Below are 17,416 nucleotides of genomic sequence, written 5' to 3' on the forward strand. Positions count from 1 at the left end.
GGTAAGGCCCGCGCATGAAACCGAATTTTGCCCTCAATCTCTCGCATGACGGAATCAGCCTGTTCTTCCGCGCGAAGGGTGGCTGGGAACTTCTGGGCGCGGTCGCGCTCGATGCGCCCGACTTCAACGACCGGCTGAGCGCCCTGCGCCGGGCCGCCAAGGCCCGCGCCGGAGCGGTGCCCGTCACTTCGAAACTGGTGATTCCCGCCTCGCAGGTGCTTTATGCCGAGATCGCCGCCCCCGGGCCGCAGGCGGCGGCACGCCGCGGCCAGATTGCCGCCGCGCTTGAGGGGCGCACCCCCTATGCGGTCGATGATCTGGTGTTCGACTGGTCGGGCCATGGCGAGACGGTGCAGGTGGCCGTGGTGGCGCGCGAGACGCTCGAGGAAGCCGAAGCTTTTGCCGAAGATCGCGGCTTTGCGCCGGTCTCTTTCGTGGCGGTGCCCGAGCCCGGGCAGTTCGCCGGGGAGCCCTGGTTCGGGCCGAGCGCCGCCGCGCCCGTGCATCTGCCCGACGGGGCGCGGATCGAGCGCGATCAGGATCCGTTGCCGCTCTCCGCGCTGACCGAGATAGCGGCCTCCGACGCAGGGCCCGCCGAGGCGCGGGAAGAACCGCGCGACGCCCCCCCTGTGGCCCCCTCGGTGGCCCAGCCCGATGCGCCGGCAGAGCCGGCAGAGCCCCCCGAGCCCGAGCCGATGCCCGAGCCTGTGCCCGCGGAAGCGCTCGAAGCTGCGCCCGCGCCTGAAGTGACATCGGCCGAAACCGCCCCTGCCGCCCCGGAGGTCAAACTCGAGGCGCCGGAACCGGCCGAAACCGAGGCTGAGGCCGAGGCCGCCGCGACGGATGCCCCGGAGCCGGAGCCGCTCCCCCTCCCCCCCGACGGGAATGCGGCCGCATCCCCGCAGACGGCCCCGCAGACGGCGCCGGAAGAGGCAGCACCCGCCGGGCCTGATCCTGTCGCATCTGCGCCTGCTGAACCAGCGCCCGCGCAGGCAAGCGCCGCGGAGCCCGCCCCCACAGAGCCCGCCCCTGCAGACCCCGCAACAGACGCGGCAGACCCCGCACCGGCGCCAGCGACGACCGCCCCAATCGAGGCCCCGCGCGCGGCGCCCGTCGCGGCAAAACCGCCGCGCCAGCCCGGCGCGCCGCGCGTGCCGCGCAGCCCGCCCAAGACGGCGCTGATCAAACCCGGCCTGCCTGAGCTTGGCCCGGCGCCGCAACCGCCCGCATCGCGCCCGGCGCCCCCCGCGCGCAGCGCGCCCGCCATCACCTCCGTCACCCCCATTCCGGCGGCCCGGGCCACGGAGACCGCCTCCCCGACCGCCCCGACGGCTGCTGCAGCGAAAGCGGCCGCGCCGAAACCCGACCGCCCCCCCGCGAAAGCTCCCGCAAAAGCCGATGTCACCGCGCCGAGCCTCACCCTGCCCTGGGAAGAGGAGCACAGCGGCGGCGAGTCGTTGCGGCAGGTTGCGGGGAAGATGGCCGGGGCGGGGCTGCGCCGCGCCGCGCAAAGCACTGCGGCCCTGGGCAGCAGCGCGGGCAAGGCGCTCGCCGTGGCGCGCGAGATGCGGCCGCGGGTGGAAATCACACCAAGCGCCAGCCCGGAGACCATCGACCCGGAACGCACCGTCTTTGGCGCACGCAAGGCGCCTGAGGTCGGCGGCAAGCCGAAACATCTGGGGCTGATGCTGGGCGCCGCGCTTGCGATATTCCTGGCTATCGTCGGGCTCTGGGCCGGTTTTCTGGGCGATGAGCCGACGGAACTGGCCCGCGCCCCGCAGCAGGAGGCGCCGGGCAGCACGGCCATGCAGGTGCCCGCGCCACCGGCCCCCGAAGTCGCGCCAGAAGAAGCGGCTTCAGCCCCGGGAACGGCGCCCGCCCCGTCAGAAACGCCGCAAGCCGGACCCGCGGAGCCTGTGGCCGTGCCGGGGATCGTGGCGCACAGCGACGCCGCCCCCGAAACGCCCCTCCCCCCCCAGACCGAGGCAGGGGCCAAAACACCCGATGTGCTGCCCGGAGAAACGGCAGGCGATCTCGCGCCCTCACCGGTTGCAACGGAAGCCGCGCCGATCGTCGTGCCGGGGCTTGCGCCTCTCGCCCCGCTCGGCACAACCGCGACCGCCGCGTTTTCCTCGCCCGCGGCCACCGCGGCAGACCTCCCCGAAGCGCCGCCCGCGGAAACGGTCCCCGAGACGACACCGGCGATAGCGCCCGCCGTCGCGGACGAGCTCGTGCCGACGCGCGAAGGGGTGGCGGCGCCCGGCGGCTTCACGCTCTACGCCGGCAAGCCGCCGCGGGTGCCGCGGCCGCGCCCCGATGCCCGGATCAGCCGCGCCGCCGAAGCCGCGCGCATCGCCGCCGAAGCGCCCTATGCTGACCCGGCGCTCAAACGCTACCACCCGAAAGCGCGCCCGGCCAAGGTAGAGGCTGCGGCGAAAGCCGCGGCGGAGGCCCCCGCCACGGCTCCCCCCGAAGCGGCCCCCTCCCGACCGCTGCCTCCGGCCAGCTACTTGGACCGTGAAGGCGCGCTGATGCCAACCGGGCCGAGCCCGCGGCTCTCGACCGCGCAGGCCGCGATCGTGACAAAAACCCAGCCCAAACCGCGACCGCAATCGGTGGAGCGTGCCGCGGCAGCCGCCCCGGTGACGGCGCCCGCGGTCGAGACCGCCGAAGCGGCACCGGCGAGCTTCCCAAATGCCTCGGCGCAGGCCGTTGCCGTCTCGCGCCGTCCGCTCGCCCGGCCGCGCGATTTCTCCGCCGCGGTCGAAAGCGCGCTGGCCGCCGCGATCGCGGCCGAACCGCCTCCCGCCGCGCCGGCCGCTATCCCGCCCCCCGCTCCCGCCCCTGCTGTCGCCATCGCGGCCGCCGCCCCCGCGCCAACGCCCGCTCCCGCGCCGCGCCGCGCCGCCCCCTCCCCCGCGCCGGAACCGACCGTCTTCACCAGCTCGGAAGAGAGCTCTGAGCCCGAACCCGCCGCTGCGGCGCCGAAATTGCCGACCACGGCCTCGGTCGCGCGTCAGGCGACGCAGAAAAACGCGATCGACCTTGGCGAGGTGACACTGATCGGCCTCTTTGGCACCCCCAACAACCGCCGCGCGCTGGTGCGCCTGCCGAACGGGCGGTTTTACCGCGTTGCCGTGGGCGACCGGCTCGACGGCGGCAAGGTGACGGCGATCGGCGAAACGCAGATGACCTATCAGAAGGGCAGCCGGCCGATCACCCTCAAGCTCGTGCGCGGCGGCTGAGACCCAAAGATCTCGCAACCGTGCGCAAACGCACCCCATTTCGGCTTGTCTGGGGGCGGCTTTGCTTTAGGCTCGCACCATCCCCTGCTTTCACTGTCTCCGGTCTGCCCGGCCCCGCCGCGCAGACCTCAACCCGCTCCGTGAGTTTCGATGGAAGGTTTTCTGCTTCAGGCGACACTTTATCTTGTTGCCATGGTGGTCGCGGTTCCGATCGCCACACGGCTCGGGCTCGGCTCTGTGCTGGGCTATCTGCTGGCGGGGGTGGTGATTGGCCCGATCTTCGGCCTTGTCGCCGATCAGGCCCACGACCTGCAGCATTTCGCCGAATTCGGCGTGGTGATGATGCTGTTCCTGATCGGGCTCGAGATGAACCCGCGCGCGCTCTGGTCGATGCGCGACAAGCTCCTGGGCCTCGGCGGGCTGCAATTTCTGCTCACGGCGCTTGCGGTGGCCGGGGTGACGATGGCGGTGGGTCAGCCGCCGCGCGCCGCGGTGGCACTCGGCGCGATCCTCGCGCTCTCTTCGACCGCGATCGTGATGCAGACCCTGAACGAGAAGCGATTGTTGCAGACCGCGGGCGGGCGGTCCGCTTTTGCAGTGCTGCTGATGCAGGATATTGCGGTGATCCCGCTGCTCGCGCTTCTGCCTTTGCTGGCGCTGCCGGGCGCGCGCGAGCTCGCCCGCGCCGACAGCGCCGCCGGGCATGGCATGGCAGCGCAATGGCTCGACGCGTTGCCCGCCTGGGGGCTCACCCTCGTGACGCTGGGCGCGGTGCTCGCAGTGGTCGCGGCCGGGCATTTTCTGGTGCAGCCGCTGTTTCGCTTCGTGCAGGGCTCGAAGCTGCGCGAAGTGAACACGGCGGTGGCGCTGATGATCGTCGTCGGCATCGCCTCGCTGATGAACCTCGTCGGCCTCTCGCCCGCGCTCGGCACCTTCCTCGCGGGGCTCGTGCTCGCCGACAGCGCCTTCAAGCATGAGCTTGAAGCGAGCGTGGAACCCTTCAAGGGGCTCCTGATGGGGCTCTTCTTCATTGCCGTGGGCGCGGGGATCGACTTTCGCGTCTTCCTCGCGGGCCCGCTCAAGATCATGACGCTGGTGCTCGCGCTGGTGATGCTGAAGGCCGCGATCCTCTACGGGCTCGGGCGTCTCTTCGGCTTGCGCGGCTCGGACCGCTGGCTTTTTGCCTTCGGCCTCGCACAGGCCGGGGAATTCTCGCTGGTGCTCGTTTCCTTCGCCACGGCGCAGCGGATCCTGCCCCCCGCGGTGGCGGAAAAAGTACTTCTCGTGATCGCGCTGAGCATGCTGCTTTCGCCGGTGCTGTTTTTGCTGCACGAACGGCTTGCCCCGCGCGTCGAGGCCGACGGCCGCCCCGACCCCGACACGGTCGACGAACAACGGCCGATCCTGATCGCGGGGGCGGGGCGCTTTGGTCAGGTGGTGAGCCGGATGGTGACGATGTCGGGCTATGCGACAACCGTGATCGATGCCGATCTGCCCACGGTGCAACGCATGCGCACCTTCGGCTACAAGGCCTATTTCGGCGATCCGACCCGGCCGCAACTGCTGGCGGCCGCGGGGCTTTCGAAGGCGCGGGTGCTCGTGGTCGCGCTCGACGATAAGCAGGCGGCAACCGCGCTTGTGCGCTACGCCCGCAAGGAACGGCCGGATCTGCATATCATCGCCCGCGCCCGCGACCGCTACCATGTCTACGACCTTTATGCAGCCGGCGCGAATGACATCGTGCGGGAGATGTTCGACAGTTCCTGCCGGGCGGGGCGCTACGTGCTTGAGAATGTGGGGCTGAGCGCCTATGAGGCGCATGAGCTGGAGCGCACCTTCTGGAAGCTCGACCGCGCCTCGGTACGCGATCTGGCCGAAGTTTGGCAACCGGGCATCGCCGCCGAGAAGAACGCCGCCTATGTGGCGCGGCTGAAGGCGCTCAATGCGGAATTCGAAGCACAGATGACCGCACAGCTCGCCGCGCGCCGCGGTGCGGACGGCAAGGCGCCGCAGGATGCCGATGTGCTCAAGGAAGGCTGAGGCGCGGCGCAGGAGAACTCGATGAGCAACACCCTCGTGCCTGAACTCGCGGTATCGGACTGGCGCCGATCAAAGGCCTTCTATTGCGATCTGCTCGGGTTTTGCTGCGTCTATGAGCGCCCCGAAGAGGGGTTTTGCTACTTGCGCCTCGGCGCGGCCGAGCTGATGCTCGACCAGATCGGCCTTGGCCGCAGCTTCGACGGCGGGCATTTGCCTGAGGCCTATCCGTTCGGGCGGGGCATGAACCTGCAAATCCGCGTCCCCGCCCTTTTGCCGCTTCTGGAGGCTCTGGCGGCGCGCGACATCGCGCTTTTTCTCCCCGTCGAGGAGAAATGGTATCGCGCCGGGACCGAGGAGAGCGGGAACCGGCAGTTCCTCGTCGCCGATCCCGATGGGTATCTGCTGCGTTTCTTCGAGGATCTGGGCAGGCGCCCGCTTCCCGGCTGATGTCTTCGCCCGGCTTTCCGGGCCCGTGAAGATTGGGCGCCAGAGCGGGGGCCGGGTCGCCTCGGTCCTGCACCGAACGGCAAATGAAACGGGCCCCGGAAGGGGCCCGTGAACCCTGTGCGGGGCCGGAGGCTCAGGCGGCGCGGCCGAGCAAAACCTCGTCCACCTTCTTCGCCGCGCCCGCCTCGTCGGTGCCCGAAACCGCCGCGACCTCGCGGGTCAGCCGTTCCAGCGCCGCTTCGTAAAGTTGACGCTCGGAATAGGATTGCTCGCGCTGATCGTCGGCGCGGTGCAGATCGCGCACCACCTCGGCAATCGACAGAAGATCTCCGGAGTTGATCTTCTGCTCGTATTCCTGCGCCCGGCGCGACCACATCGCCCGCTTGACCTTGGCCTTGCCTTTCAGCGTCTCGAGCGCCTTGGTCACCACATCGGGGGTGGAGAGCCCGCGCATGCCGATATCCACTGCCTTGTGGGTGGGCACGCGCAGCGTCATCTTGTCCTTCTCGAAGGAAATCACGAACAACTCGAGCCGCAGCCCCGCGATTTCCTGTTCCTCGATCGAGATGATCCTGCCCACGCCATGCGCGGGGTACACAACGAAATCGTCCGGACGAAACTCGGTCTTCTTCATCTTGGTCATTCAGTCGCTTCCTTGCAGCCGGGCTGCCCCCATTTCAGCGCAAAGAACACCCACGGCACCGAAAGCGCCGCGGTGAATGTTCTACGATGAATGACGCGCAGACGAGCGGTTCTGCGTGGGGACATGCTCCTTTGTAACGGGAGTGTAGCACGAAATTTGCCCGATTCATAGCATCCGCCCCCGCAACAAGCGCGTGAGCGGGCGGATTCCCGAGGGTAACCTTGCCAGAAAGTAACGGATATTTTGTCGCGCCGCCCGTATTGTGGCCGAATCGCTGTGGGCGTGCGGCGGCGCAAAAGGGGGCCCACCGGCCCCCAGCGCAAGGGAATCACGCCGTTGCACCTGTCGCGATCACGACAGGACAGCCCGACCGGTCTCAGTCGCCGGTGCCGGGGTTCGGCGAGAAGTATTTCTCGCGTTTGCCGGTCTCGCCGTCATGCGCCTTGTGATCGGGCAGCGCGTCTTTCTTGACCGTGATCACCGGCCAGATCTGGGCATATTGGCGGTTGAATTCCACCCAGTCTTCCATCCCCGGTTCGGTATCGGGGCGGATCGCATCAGCGGGGCATTCGGGCTCACACACACCGCAATCGATGCATTCGTCCGGATGGATCACCAGCGTGTTCTCGCCCTCGTAGAAGCAATCAACCGGGCAAACCTCGACACAATCGGTGTATTTGCAGGCGATGCAGTTGTCGGTGACGACATAGGTCATTCGGATACCCCAATCTTCGACGCTGCGATTTCCTAGCCCCCCGAGCCGCCGCAATCAAGAGAGAGATACATAAATAACGAGGTGCGGCGATGTGGCTTAGCCTTTGGAGCGCGGGCGCGGCGGTCAGGCCCGAATCTTGCTGCCCGGCGCTCCAGCGCCCGGGGGCGACCCGGCTTAGACAGTCTCCGCAGCGGTCTCGGGCCCCTCAAGCACTTCGTAAAGCGTGGCCGCCTCGGTGGCGGGGCCGCGGCGGGTGCCACAGGCGAGGATGCGCACCACCCGCACCTGCCCCTGAAGCGCAAAGGTCAGCACATCGCCCGGGCCGACGGGGCGGCCCGGCTTGTCGATCTTGCGGCCGTTGAGCCGCAGATGACCGGAACTCACCAGTTCGACGGCCAAGGGGCGGCTCTTCACGAACCGCGCCTGCCAGAGCCATTTGTCGATGCGGAGCCGGTCGCGCGTGTCCACCGCTCTAGAGCTTGCCCTTGAGCCCCATCAGCGCCGCGGCAAAGGGGTTATCCGGGTCGATCGGCTTGTCTTTTTTCGGCGGGTGGGATTCGAAGCCACGGCCACGATCGTCAGACTTGCCGCCCTTCGGTCCGCCGTGCTTGCCGCCCTTCGGCTTGCCACCAAATTTGCCGCCGCGCTCGCCGCCACGTTCGTTGGCGCCCTCGCCCTCATGGCGGCGCGGTTTGCCACCGCCCTCGCCCCGCTTCTCGCCACGCCCTTCGTTGCGGCCCTCACGCGGGCCGCCGCCATGGCGCGCTTCCCCGCCCTGATGGTTGCCACTTTGGCCGCCACCCTGATGGTTGCGGCGCGGCCCGCGATCGGCGCGCGGACGCGGCGCCCAGGCGAAGGTGTAGAACACTTCGGTTTCAGCCTCGGTCGCGAGCGCTTCGGCTTCCGCCTCGGCCACGGGCGAGCTTTCCTCGGGGATCGGGTTCTCGGCGCCAGCCTCCGCCTCGGGGGCCTTCGGCTCGGGCGCCGGACGCGCTTTCGGCCGCTCGGCCTTCTCGGCGCGGTAGCCGAGCCCGGCCATCAGATCGGAAAACTGCTCAAGCGTCATGCCGGTGATCGAAAGCATGTCGGGCGTGGCTTCAAAGCCCGCCTTGCTGTCTTGCGTGCGCAGAATGTCCGCAAGCCGCTCAAGCATGTCGATGCGGATCGCGCGGCTGCCCGCCGGGCGGTAGCCCGAAAGCGTATAGGCCGAGCTCGGCACTTCGGCGATATAGGGGATCGTCACGAGGCCCGGAGGCGGGCTTTCGGGGAATTCGGCCAGACCCTCCCAAAGCGAGGCGAGTACGAGACGGAGCCGCGTCGGCGCGGGCTTCAGAAGCGCCTGCTGGAAGATCGTATATTGGCCAAAACGCACGCCATGCTTGCGCAAGAGCCCGCGCGCCTCCTGATCAAGCTCCTTGACCTCGGCGGCCACGCCTTCGCGCGGCAGGATGCCCATGCCTTCGACAAGGCGGAACGCAAAGCCGCGCGCAAGCCCGGTGAGCGCTTCATCCCGGCTCATCGCCAAGAGCGGCTCGAACAGGGCAGCCACCTTGCGGTCGATGAAATGCTGCAGACGGCGGCGGACCTTTTCCACCACCTCGGGCCCGGCTTCCTCGTCGACGAAGGCATCGACCGTCGGCTTGAGCGCCTCGGCGCCCTTCACGAGCTTGCCCACCGCGAGCTCGCCCCACATCAGGCCGCCCTGTTCGGTGAAATCCATCTCGGTATCGGGCGCATTGTAGAACCGGTCCGAGCGCAGGCTGAACTCGGGCTTGAGCGCCTCATAAGCGGCGCGCGCCAGCATCTTCGCCTCGTCGGGCGAGGACGTGCCGTCCTGCCGGAAGCGGAATCCCTCGAGACGGCCGGCAAATTCGCCTTCGACCATCACTTCGCCCTTGTCGTTCACCTCGGCCACGAGGGTCTCCTTCTGCTTGAGCCGCCGCAACAACACAGAGGTGCGCCGGTCCACAAATCGTTGGGTCAGTGCGCCATGCAGCGCATCCGACAGACGGTCTTCTACAGCGCGCGTCTCTTCACGCCAATGGGTTTCATCATCCACCCAGCCTTTGCGTTGCGCAACATAAGTCCAGGTGCGGATGAAGGCGAGACGTTTCGAAAGCGTATCAATGTCGCCGCTGGTGCGGTCGATGCGCGCAATCTGGCCTGTCAGCCAATCGGAGGGCACGCCCTTGCCGGTTTGCAGGAAGCCGAAAATCCGCGCCAGCAGCGTCGCATGTTCGGCCTCGGAAATCGAGCGAAAGTCGGGGATCCGGCAGACATCCCACAAAAGCCGCACATCGGCCGGCGCGCGGACCCGGTCGCGGATCTCGGGGAAGTCGGCGAGCGCCTTGAGCGCCAGAAGGTCGTCGGCGTCCCGCCCCCGGGTGAGCCATTCGTCGCGCGGCGCGGTTTCGAGCGAGGCGATGAGCCGCGCCACGGTGCCGAATTCAAGCCGCGGATTGCGCCATTGCAGCCGCTGGATCGGCGCAAAACGGTGTTCCTCGACCGCCTCGATCACATCCTCGGGGAGCGCATGCGCCTCGCCGGTCACGCCAAAGGTGCCGTCCTGCGTGTGCCGCCCGGCGCGGCCCGCGATCTGGCCGATCTCATGCGGGAAAAGATGCCGCATCCGCCGTCCGTCGAATTTTGCCGTCGCGGAAAAGGCCACATGCTCGATGTCGAGGTTGAGCCCCATCCCGATCGCATCGGTGGCGACGAGATAATCGACATCGCCGTTTTGATACATCTCCACCTGGGCATTGCGCGTGCGCGGCGACAGCGCCCCCATCACCACCGCCGCGCCGCCCTTTTGCCGCCGGATCAGCTCGGCGATGGCATAGACATTGTCGACCGAGAAGCCGACGATGGCGGCGCGCGGCTTCATCCGCGAGATCTTCTTCGAACCGGCCCAGCTCAGCTTCGAGAATCGCTCGCGTCGGGTGAACTGCACCTTCGGCACCAGCGCCGCAATCGCCCCCTTCATGCTCTCCGACCCAAGGAAGAGGGTCTCGTGCAATCCGCGCATGTAAAGCAGCCGGTCGGTGAACACATGGCCGCGCTCCGGGTCGGCGCAAAGCTGGATCTCGTCGATAGCCACGAAATCGGCACCCAGTTCCGGCATCGCCTCGGTGGTGCAGACCCAGTATTGCGCGCGCTCGGGAACGATGCGCTCCTCGCCCGTCACCAGCGCCACGACCGAGGGGCCGCGCGCCTTCACGATCCGGTCATAGACCTCGCGCGCCAGAAGCCTGAGCGGCAGGCCGATCACACCGGTGCGATGCGCCAGCATCCGCTCGATGGCATAATGGGTCTTGCCGGTATTCGTCGGCCCGAGGACCGCGGTGATCCGCCCCGTCATCGCTTCCTCCGGCGGGCCTCACAGGGTGATGCCCGCGAGCTCCTTTTGCAGTCGCGCAATCGCGTCTTTCACATCCTGCTGATGCGGGTTCAAGGCGAAAGAGGCGCGATAGGCGGCCAGCGCCCGCCCGGTCTCGCCCATATCGGCGAGCATCCCGCCCAGACCGGCAAGTGCCCCCCAGTGCCGCGGTTCAAGGCGCAAAACCTGCGCGATATCGGCCATCGAGGGGCCGTAGAGCCCCGCCATTGCATAGGCGGTGGCGCGGGCATTGAACCCCTCGGCAAAATCGGGGTCGTGATCGGTGAGCGCAGTCAGATGCTCGATGGCCGCGCCCAGATCGCCCGCATCGAGCGCCGCCTCGCCGCGCTTGAGCAACAGATCCATCGACGCCGAACCCGAGCGCGACCAGGCCCGGCGGATATCCGATTCTGCACGCTCCCACCCCGCATAATCCGGGTCGGCCAGCTCGGCAAAAGCCCGCTCAAGCCCCGCGGTCTCGGCATCGGCCGGAGATGCGAGGTTGACGAAGACGGCAAGTGCCGCAACGATACATTTGTTTTGCAAGGCCAAGCGCTTCATATACGGGAATGTAGGCGATCCGCCGCGAAAAGCGAGAGCCGCAAATCAGATTTGGAGGGAACATGAGCATCGTCATCGAAAAGGCCGTGGAGCAACTGTCGGAGAAGCTTCCGAACGGGTTTCCCTCGGTCGCGAAGTTCGTCATCGAGGGCGAAGGTTCGATCATTGCCGATCCCGATGGCGTGCGTGAAGGCGATGGTGAGGCCGATGTGACTCTGACGGCCGATACCGACACGTTCCGCGGCATGCTCTCGGGCAATGTGAACCCGACCATGGCCTTCATGCAGGGCAAGCTGAAGATCGACGGCTCGATGGGGCTGGCGATGCAACTGGGCTCCGCGCTTTCGTGATCGAAGCGGCGCCCCTGCATGACGAGATCGCGCGCGGCCCCGAGGGCGGCGTGGCTTTCTGGTTGCGCACCGCCGACCGGGTGCGGATCCGGTTTGGCCTGTGGCCGAAGGCGGGGGCGAAGGGTACGGTGTTCCTGCTGCCCGGGCGCACCGAATATGTCGAAAAATATGGCCCGGCGGCGGCCGCTTTCGCCCGGCGCGGCTATGCGATGCTGGCCGTGGACTGGCGCGGTCAGGGGCTCGCCGACCGCCCCGCCCATGACCCGATGCAGGGCGATGTCGTGGAGTTTGGCGATTATCAGCGCGATTTCGATGCGGTTCTGGCGGCGGCGACCGAGCTGGACCTGCCGCGCCCTTGGGTCATTCTCGGCCATTCGATGGGCGGTGCGATTGGCCTGCGCCGGGTGATGGAAGAGCACCCGTTTGCAGCTTGCGCCTTTTCCGCGCCGATGTGGGCGATTGGCTTGCCGCGGCTGATCCAGCCGATCGGCCCCTTCGTGGCGCGGATGCTGCGTACGTCGCCGCTCGCCACCCATTACCCGCCCGGCTTCTCGCGCAAGAGCTATGTGCCGAGCGCGCCCTTTGCCGACAACAAGCTGACCACTGATGCCGAAATGTGGGCCTTCATGCTCACCCATCTGCAGGCGGTGCCGGCGCTCGCGCTGGCCGGACCGAGCTATCGCTGGGTTTGCGAGGGCATCCTCGAATGCGCCGCGCTCGATGCGCTCCCCTCCCCCGATCTGCCCTGCTATTGCGCGCTGGGCGGCAATGAGCGGATCGTGGCAACCCATTGGGTGCATGAACGGATGAAGCGCTGGCCGAAGGGGCGGCTCGAGATTTTCGAGGGCGCCGAACACGAACTGATGATGGAGAGCCCGGCCCGGCAGGCCCGATTCTTCGATGCCTGCACCGCACTCTTCGACCGGGCCGGTTCTAGCTGATCAGCTCGATCCGGCCAAAACCATCGCGCAAGGCCTCTGACCAGGCCAGCGACATCGCGGCGAATTGCGGATCGTCCTTCTCGATGCGCCGCTTCAGCGTTACCTTGCAGTCGTCGCGCGCGATCACCGCAAGATCGAGCGGCATGCCGACCGAGAGGTTCGAGCGCAGGGTCGAATCCATCGACAAAAGCACCGCCTTCTGCCCGTCTTCGAGCGTGGTCGCCATGCGCACCACGCGGTCGAGGATCGGTTTGCCGTATTTGTGCTCGCCAATCTGCAAAAACGGCGTGTCCTCCGTCGCCTCGATGAAATTCCCCTCGGGGTAAACGAGGAAAAGCCGCATCGTGCCGCCGCGGCGCTGGCCTGCCACGATCATCGAGGCGGTGACCGAGACCTTCGAGGCATTCATCTTGTGGTCGATGTCCTGGCGCACCGAGGCGAGCGTGTTGCCGATGATCTCGGCCACGTTCAGCATCGTCGGCGCCTGCATGATCGAGTCGTCTTCACTCGCCTCCGGATGCTCGATCGCCTCGCGCAGCCGCGCGATCGTCGTTTGCGTCACCGAGAGCGAGCCCGCGGTGAGGATGGTGATCACCCGCTCGCCCGGCTCCTCGAAGATGAACATCTTGCGATAGGTCGCAATATTGTCGAGCCCCGCATTGGTGCGGGTGTCACTCAGCAGCACCATGCCTTCATCGAGCAGAAGGCCCACGCAATAGGTCATAACCGTTCCCTGCCCCCCGGCACAGCACCGCCGCGCAGCCTATTGCTGCACGGCTTCAAGCGCAACCGTCACATCGAGCCGCTCGGCTCCCTCGCCTTGCGCCACGCCCTTGATCGGCGCCGCCTCGCGCGCATCGAGCCCGGAGCCGAGCCGGATGAAGCGCGCATCGGGGCAGCACTGGTTGGCCGGGTCGAAACCGATCCAGCCGATGTTCTCGACCCAGATCTCGGCCCAGGCATGGGCCGCCTCATGCGGCTCGCCGTCCTCGCGCGCGAAGAGATAGCCCGACACATAACGCGCCGGCATGCCGAGCACCCGCGCGCAGGCGATGAGCGCATGGGCATGGTCCTGACAGACCCCCTCGCCCTGCGCCAGCGCCTCGGCCGCGGTAGTATGGGCGGTGGTGGTGCCGGGGCGATAGGCGATAGCCTCGGCCACAGCATTCGAAAGCCGGTGCGCGCGGTCGAGCGCATCTGTCGCCCCCTTGGCCGCTTTCTGCGCCAGATCGCGGATCTCGGCGCTTTGCCAGGTGGCGGTGGTCTCGCGCAGGTAGGCAAGCGGCGAGACGCTCTCGCGGTGGCCGCGCAGCACGCCCGCCGTGTCGGCGGTATCAACCTGCCCCGAAACCGAAATCGTCACCGCGCTCACCGGGCCGCGGATCGACCAGCCCTCGACCTTGTCGCCCGCCCCGTCGCGAAATGAGCCGCCGCGCGTACCGCCCTCCACCTCGACCGACCACTGGATCGTGCGCTGGCCGTCGAACCGTGAGGGAAAGAGCCGGAGCGATTGCACGGCAGCGCGCATCGGCGCGTCATATTCGTAAGTCGTGACGTGATTGACCGTCAGGATCATCGCGCTTCTCCGCTCAGATACATGCCCTGCACCATGTCCGAAAGCTCGCCCACATCGCGAATGAAGCGGGTGAGAAACTCGTGCAGACCCTCGTCGAAAATTTCCTCGACGCGGGTTTCGGCGATCTCGCCCACCAGCGCGCGGGCGCGCATCTGCGCGGGGCCGGATTTCTGATAGCCGCGCGCCAGCGCATCGAGATGTTCCATCGCCATCGTCACGGCGGTCACGAGCGAGCGCGGCGATTGCGGATTGAGGATCAAAAAATGCGCGATCTTCGCCGCAGTGATGTCGCCGCCATAGGCCCAGTGGAAGGCGCGATGCGCCGAGAGCGCGCGCAAAAGCGTCTGCCACTGGTAATTGTCGAGCCCGGAGCCGACGAAATCGACCGAGGGCAGGAGCACGAAATACTTCACGTCGATCAGCCGCGCGGTGTTGTCGGCGCGTTCGAGCGCGAAGCCGAGGTTGAGGAAGCTGTAGCCGTCGTTGCGCAAAAGCGTGGCGTCGATCGCGCCGCGCACCAGCGCGGCCTGGCGGTTCACCCATTCGGTGAGCTCGGTCACCTCAAGCTCCGAGCGCGGCATCCGCTCGAGCCGGCGCATCTCCTGAAACGCGCCGTTGAGCGCATCCCAGACCTGCGAGGTCAGCGCCGTGCGCACGATCCGCGCGTTTTCGCGCGCGCGTTCAAGGCAGGAGACCACCGAAGAGGGGTTGTCGCGGTCAAAGAACAGATAGCTCTCGATATTGCGCTGCACCGGGTCGCCATATTTGGCCGAGAACCCCTCGGCGGTGCCCGAGGCTTGCAGGATGCTTTCCCACTCGCTGCGGTAGCCATGCCCGGCCGAGGGCATCAGCGCGATCCGCGCGCCCACTTCCAGCAGCCGCGCCATGGTTTCGGCGCGTTCGATGTAACGCGCAATCCAGAAAAGGTTTTCAGCGGTCCGGCTCAGCATTTTGTCACTCCGCCAACACCCAGGTATCTTTCACGCCGCCCCCCTGCGAGGAGTTCACGACGAGCGATCCCTCCTTCAGCGCGACGCGGGTGAGCCCGCCCGGCACAAGCTCGATCTTCTCGCCCACAAGGCAATAGGGGCGCAAATCGACATGCCGCGGCGCGATCCCTTCCTGCACGAAGGTGGGCGTGGTCGAAAGCGCAAGCGTCGGCTGGGCGATGTAATTCTCGGGATGGGCCGCAACCTTGGCGCGGAAGGCCTCGATCTGCTCGGTGGTCGATTTCGGCCCAACGAGCATGCCGTAGCCGCCAGAGCCATGCACTTCCTTCACCACCAGCTCTCCCATGTGCTCAAGCACATATTTGCAATCGTCCTCCTTGGCGCATTGCCAGGTGGGGACGTTGTTCAAAAGCGGCTCCTCGCCAAGGTAGAAGCGCACCATCTCCGGCACGAAAGTATAGACCGCCTTGTCATCGGCCACCCCCGCGCCCGGCGCCGAACAGATGCTGACACCGCCCGAGCGGTAGACATCCATCAGCCCGGGAATGCCGAGCATGGAGTCGGGCCGGAAGCAGAGCGGATCAAGGAAGGCGTCGTCGATGCGGCGGTAGATCACGTCGAGCTTTTTCGGCCCTTCAGTGGTGCGCATCCAGACAAACCCGCCCTCGACGAAAAGATCGGCGCCCTCGACCAGCTCCACCCCCATCAGATCGGCAAGGAAGCTGTGTTCGTAATAGGCGGAGTTGTAATGGCCCGGCGTCAGGATACCGATATTGGGTTCGCGGTCGCATTTCGAGGGCGCGACCGAGGCGAGCGTGCGGCGCAGCGCATCCGCGTAACCATCGACCGGCTCGATCCGGTTTTCGCGGAAGAGCTGCGGGAACATCCGCATCATGATCTCGCGGTTTTCCAGCATGTAGCTGACGCCCGACGGCGTGCGGCAGTTGTCTTCGAGTACAAAAAACTCATCGGGCCCGGTGCGCACGATGTCGATGCCGACGATGTGGGAATAGATCCCGCGCGGCGGCGTGAAGCCCGTCACCGCGCGCTCGAACGCCTCGTTCTGGAACACGAGCCGCCCCGGGATCTTGCCCGCGCGCACGATCTCGGCACGGCCGTACACATCAAGCAGGAAGGCGTTCAATGCCCGCGCACGTTGCTTGATGCCACGCTCAAGCTTGCGCCATTCGGTTTGCGTGAAAACCCGCGGGAACATGTCGAAGGGGATCAGCCGGTCCGGGTCGCCGCCCTCGCCATAAACCGCGAAAGTGATGCCGATGCGGCGAAAAAGCGCCTCGGCTTCCGCCTGTTTCATCGCCCGCAATTCGGCGGGCATGGCCTTCGTCCAGTCCTCGAGCCGCCGGTAAGGCTCGCGGACTTTGCCGCCCTCATACATCTCGTTGAAATATTCCGTCATTGCGATGATTCCTCCGGCCTTGATCGAATCCTAGGCAGCGGTCGGGCGGAGCGGAAGGTGAGCCGCACCCATTCTCGCGGGGAAGTTGTGCGTGGCGCTCAATTTCCGCCTTTCCGCCTAAATTTCAGGCATTCGCGCCGTCATTTTCCCAGGCGCCCGATTACACGCGCCATCAGATCGAGAAAAAGCGCCTGTTCCTCCGGCGTGAGCCCGGCGAGTGCCCTCGCATTGACCGCCTGCGCGGCTTCCGTGGCCAGCGCTTCGAGCGCGCGGGCGCGTTCCGTCAGATGCAGGGTCTGGGCGCGCTTGTCGCTGGGATGCGGGCGGCGTTCGATCAGCCCGTCGCGCTCCATCCGCCCCAGCGTGCCCGCCATCGTCGCCTGTTCCACCGCAAGTCGCGCGACGAGGGCGGCCTGGGTCTGGCCCTCCTCGGCCCAAAGCTCCAGCAGCGTCATGAATTGCGCGGGCGTGAGCCCCAAGGGCCGGATCGCCGCCGCGAGCCGGTTCTCAAAAAGCCGCGCCATCATGTTGGCCAGAAACCCGGCGGAACTGGCCTTGTCGAAAGATGCGATGTCCATGACCCGGAATAGCATTTGCATAGCATGCAATTCAATTTCATATTACATAGCATGCTATTTATATGGAGTGAGTCGATGCTTCCCTTATCGAAACTGCATGCCGCTGCGGGCGGTGTGGCGATGGCGACAATCTGCGGGCTTCAGGCCACGATCCTCGCGCATGAACTGGGCGGCGTGCCGGCCGACATCGCGGCGATGCGCGCCAATATCCTGTGGGTGGTGGCGCTGGTGCTCCTGCCCGCAATGGCGATGGTGGGCGGCTCGGGCAGCAAGCTCGGGCAGGGCTGGAAGGGTGCTTTTGTGGCGCAAAAGCGCGCGCGGATGAAGCGGGTGGCGGCCCTCGGGCTCGGGCTTCTGGTGCCGCTCGCGGCGCTCCTTGCCTGGCGTGCGAGCTCCGGGCACACCGGCGCCGACTTCGTGGCGCTGACCCAGCTTGAGCGGCTTGCGGCGCTCGTCAACCTCTGGCTTTTGGGGCTCAACATGCGCGACGGCCTCGCCCATGCCCGCGCCCGCAAACCGGCGGCCGCCTGAGCGACCCTTGCACCGCCCCCCCCGCAGACCCTATCTGTGGGGGGAC

16 protein-coding genes are annotated in these 17,416 nt (G+C 67.1%); 6 read left to right on the forward strand and 10 right to left on the reverse strand.

Features of this window, described 5'->3' with window-relative positions:
* The first annotated feature begins 14 nt into the window (after positions 1-14).
* The 3 genes from CRO22_RS08225 (at position 15) to CRO22_RS08235 (ending at position 5,732) form a co-directional block, all read left to right on the forward strand.
* Positions 15-3,245 carry a hypothetical protein gene (locus tag CRO22_RS08225; RefSeq protein WP_097069664.1) on the forward strand — a complete coding sequence of 1,077 codons (3,231 nt, stop codon included), beginning with the start codon at positions 15-17 and terminating at the stop codon, positions 3,243-3,245.
* Positions 3,246-3,395: 150 nt separating this feature from the next.
* Entirely contained in the window at positions 3,396-5,285 is a 1,890-nt protein-coding gene (locus CRO22_RS08230) for a cation:proton antiporter domain-containing protein (protein ID WP_097069665.1), read from the forward strand.
* A 21-nt stretch (positions 5,286-5,306) separates the two neighbouring features.
* Positions 5,307-5,732 (forward strand): bleomycin resistance protein, encoded by a 426-nt coding sequence (locus CRO22_RS08235; protein ID WP_097069666.1) that lies wholly within the window; start codon positions 5,307-5,309, stop codon positions 5,730-5,732.
* Between the two features lie 133 nt (positions 5,733-5,865).
* Here CRO22_RS08235 and CRO22_RS08240 read toward each other — a convergent pair whose 3' ends face one another.
* The 5 genes from CRO22_RS08240 to CRO22_RS08260 all read right to left on the reverse strand — a co-directional run bounded on the left by CRO22_RS08240 (position 5,866) and on the right by CRO22_RS08260 (position 11,027).
* Complete coding sequence (locus tag CRO22_RS08240) at positions 5,866-6,375, reverse strand: CarD family transcriptional regulator (protein WP_097069667.1); 510 nt, start codon at positions 6,373-6,375, stop codon at positions 5,866-5,868.
* Between the two features lie 376 nt (positions 6,376-6,751).
* Positions 6,752-7,090 carry a ferredoxin FdxA gene (fdxA, locus tag CRO22_RS08245; protein ID WP_097069668.1) on the reverse strand — a complete coding sequence of 113 codons (339 nt, stop codon included), beginning with the start codon at positions 7,088-7,090 and terminating at the stop codon, positions 6,752-6,754.
* 174 nt (positions 7,091-7,264) lie between these two features.
* The gene (locus CRO22_RS08250) at positions 7,265-7,558 is read right to left on the reverse strand and encodes an RNA-binding S4 domain-containing protein (RefSeq protein WP_097069669.1); all 294 of its coding nucleotides are present in this window, start codon (positions 7,556-7,558) and stop codon (positions 7,265-7,267) included.
* A 4-nt stretch (positions 7,559-7,562) separates the two neighbouring features.
* Positions 7,563-10,448 (reverse strand): helicase-related protein, encoded by a 2,886-nt coding sequence (locus tag CRO22_RS08255; protein WP_097069670.1) that lies wholly within the window; start codon positions 10,446-10,448, stop codon positions 7,563-7,565.
* Positions 10,449-10,466: 18 nt separating this feature from the next.
* The gene (locus CRO22_RS08260) at positions 10,467-11,027 is read right to left on the reverse strand and encodes a tetratricopeptide repeat protein (protein WP_097069671.1); all 561 of its coding nucleotides are present in this window, start codon (positions 11,025-11,027) and stop codon (positions 10,467-10,469) included.
* A gap of 62 nt (positions 11,028-11,089) precedes the next feature.
* Here CRO22_RS08260 and CRO22_RS08265 point away from each other — a divergent pair, with 62 nt between their 5' ends.
* On the forward strand, positions 11,090-11,377 hold the full coding sequence (locus CRO22_RS08265; RefSeq protein WP_097069672.1) for an SCP2 sterol-binding domain-containing protein: 288 nt from the start codon (positions 11,090-11,092) through the stop codon (positions 11,375-11,377).
* Positions 11,374-12,318, forward strand: a complete 945-nt coding sequence (locus CRO22_RS08270; RefSeq protein WP_097069673.1) for an alpha/beta hydrolase — start codon at positions 11,374-11,376, stop codon at positions 12,316-12,318. The genes CRO22_RS08265 and CRO22_RS08270 overlap by 4 nt, the downstream gene beginning before the upstream one ends.
* Here CRO22_RS08270 and CRO22_RS08275 read toward each other — a convergent pair.
* The 5 genes from CRO22_RS08275 to CRO22_RS08295 form a co-directional block, all read right to left on the reverse strand.
* Positions 12,311-13,042: a peptidase gene (locus CRO22_RS08275; RefSeq protein WP_097069674.1), complete on the reverse strand. Its 732-nt coding sequence runs from the start codon at positions 13,040-13,042 to the stop codon at positions 12,311-12,313. The genes CRO22_RS08270 and CRO22_RS08275 overlap by 8 nt on opposite strands.
* 39 nt (positions 13,043-13,081) lie before the next feature.
* The gene (locus tag CRO22_RS08280; protein WP_097069675.1) at positions 13,082-13,894 is read right to left on the reverse strand and encodes a transglutaminase family protein; all 813 of its coding nucleotides are present in this window, start codon (positions 13,892-13,894) and stop codon (positions 13,082-13,084) included.
* Positions 13,891-14,844, reverse strand: a complete 954-nt coding sequence (locus tag CRO22_RS08285) for an alpha-E domain-containing protein (protein ID WP_097069676.1) — start codon at positions 14,842-14,844, stop codon at positions 13,891-13,893. The genes CRO22_RS08280 and CRO22_RS08285 overlap by 4 nt, the downstream gene beginning before the upstream one ends.
* A gap of 4 nt (positions 14,845-14,848) precedes the next feature.
* Entirely contained in the window at positions 14,849-16,261 is a 1,413-nt protein-coding gene (locus CRO22_RS08290) for a circularly permuted type 2 ATP-grasp protein (RefSeq protein ID WP_097069677.1), read from the reverse strand.
* Between the two features lie 140 nt (positions 16,262-16,401).
* A complete protein-coding gene (locus CRO22_RS08295) occupies positions 16,402-16,839 on the reverse strand; it encodes a MarR family winged helix-turn-helix transcriptional regulator (RefSeq protein WP_097069678.1) in 438 nt (145 codons plus the stop codon).
* A gap of 75 nt (positions 16,840-16,914) precedes the next feature.
* Between CRO22_RS08295 and CRO22_RS08300 the strand changes: the two genes are divergently transcribed.
* Positions 16,915-17,370, forward strand: coding sequence for a hypothetical protein (locus CRO22_RS08300; RefSeq protein ID WP_097069679.1), 456 nt, complete (start codon positions 16,915-16,917; stop codon positions 17,368-17,370).
* Positions 17,371-17,416 lie beyond the last annotated feature (46 nt).

The sequence above is a fragment of the Rhodobacter maris genome (genome assembly GCF_900217815.1).
GTDB classification, from domain to species: Bacteria; Pseudomonadota; Alphaproteobacteria; order Rhodobacterales; family Rhodobacteraceae; genus Rhodobacter; species Rhodobacter maris.

Excerpts from the sequence above, each read along its gene's own strand:
- CRO22_RS08225 (WP_097069664.1), top strand. The coding sequence starts at position 15 with ATGAAACCGAATTTTGCCCTCAATCTCTCGCATGACGGAATCAGCCTG.
- CRO22_RS08230 (WP_097069665.1), top strand. The coding sequence starts at position 3,396 with ATGGAAGGTTTTCTGCTTCAGGCGACACTTTATCTTGTTGCCATGGTG.
- CRO22_RS08235 (WP_097069666.1), top strand. The coding sequence starts at position 5,307 with ATGAGCAACACCCTCGTGCCTGAACTCGCGGTATCGGACTGGCGCCGA.
- CRO22_RS08240 (WP_097069667.1), bottom strand. The coding sequence starts at position 6,375 with ATGACCAAGATGAAGAAGACCGAGTTTCGTCCGGACGATTTCGTTGTG.
- fdxA (WP_097069668.1), bottom strand. The coding sequence starts at position 7,090 with ATGACCTATGTCGTCACCGACAACTGCATCGCCTGCAAATACACCGAT.
- CRO22_RS08255 (WP_097069670.1), bottom strand. The coding sequence starts at position 10,448 with ATGACGGGGCGGATCACCGCGGTCCTCGGGCCGACGAATACCGGCAAG.
- CRO22_RS08260 (WP_097069671.1), bottom strand. The coding sequence starts at position 11,027 with ATGAAGCGCTTGGCCTTGCAAAACAAATGTATCGTTGCGGCACTTGCC.
- CRO22_RS08265 (WP_097069672.1), top strand. The coding sequence starts at position 11,090 with ATGAGCATCGTCATCGAAAAGGCCGTGGAGCAACTGTCGGAGAAGCTT.
- CRO22_RS08275 (WP_097069674.1), bottom strand. The coding sequence starts at position 13,042 with ATGACCTATTGCGTGGGCCTTCTGCTCGATGAAGGCATGGTGCTGCTG.
- CRO22_RS08280 (WP_097069675.1), bottom strand. The coding sequence starts at position 13,894 with ATGATCCTGACGGTCAATCACGTCACGACTTACGAATATGACGCGCCG.
- CRO22_RS08285 (WP_097069676.1), bottom strand. The coding sequence starts at position 14,844 with ATGCTGAGCCGGACCGCTGAAAACCTTTTCTGGATTGCGCGTTACATC.
- CRO22_RS08290 (WP_097069677.1), bottom strand. The coding sequence starts at position 16,261 with ATGACGGAATATTTCAACGAGATGTATGAGGGCGGCAAAGTCCGCGAG.
- CRO22_RS08295 (WP_097069678.1), bottom strand. The coding sequence starts at position 16,839 with ATGGACATCGCATCTTTCGACAAGGCCAGTTCCGCCGGGTTTCTGGCC.
- CRO22_RS08300 (WP_097069679.1), top strand. The coding sequence starts at position 16,915 with ATGCTTCCCTTATCGAAACTGCATGCCGCTGCGGGCGGTGTGGCGATG.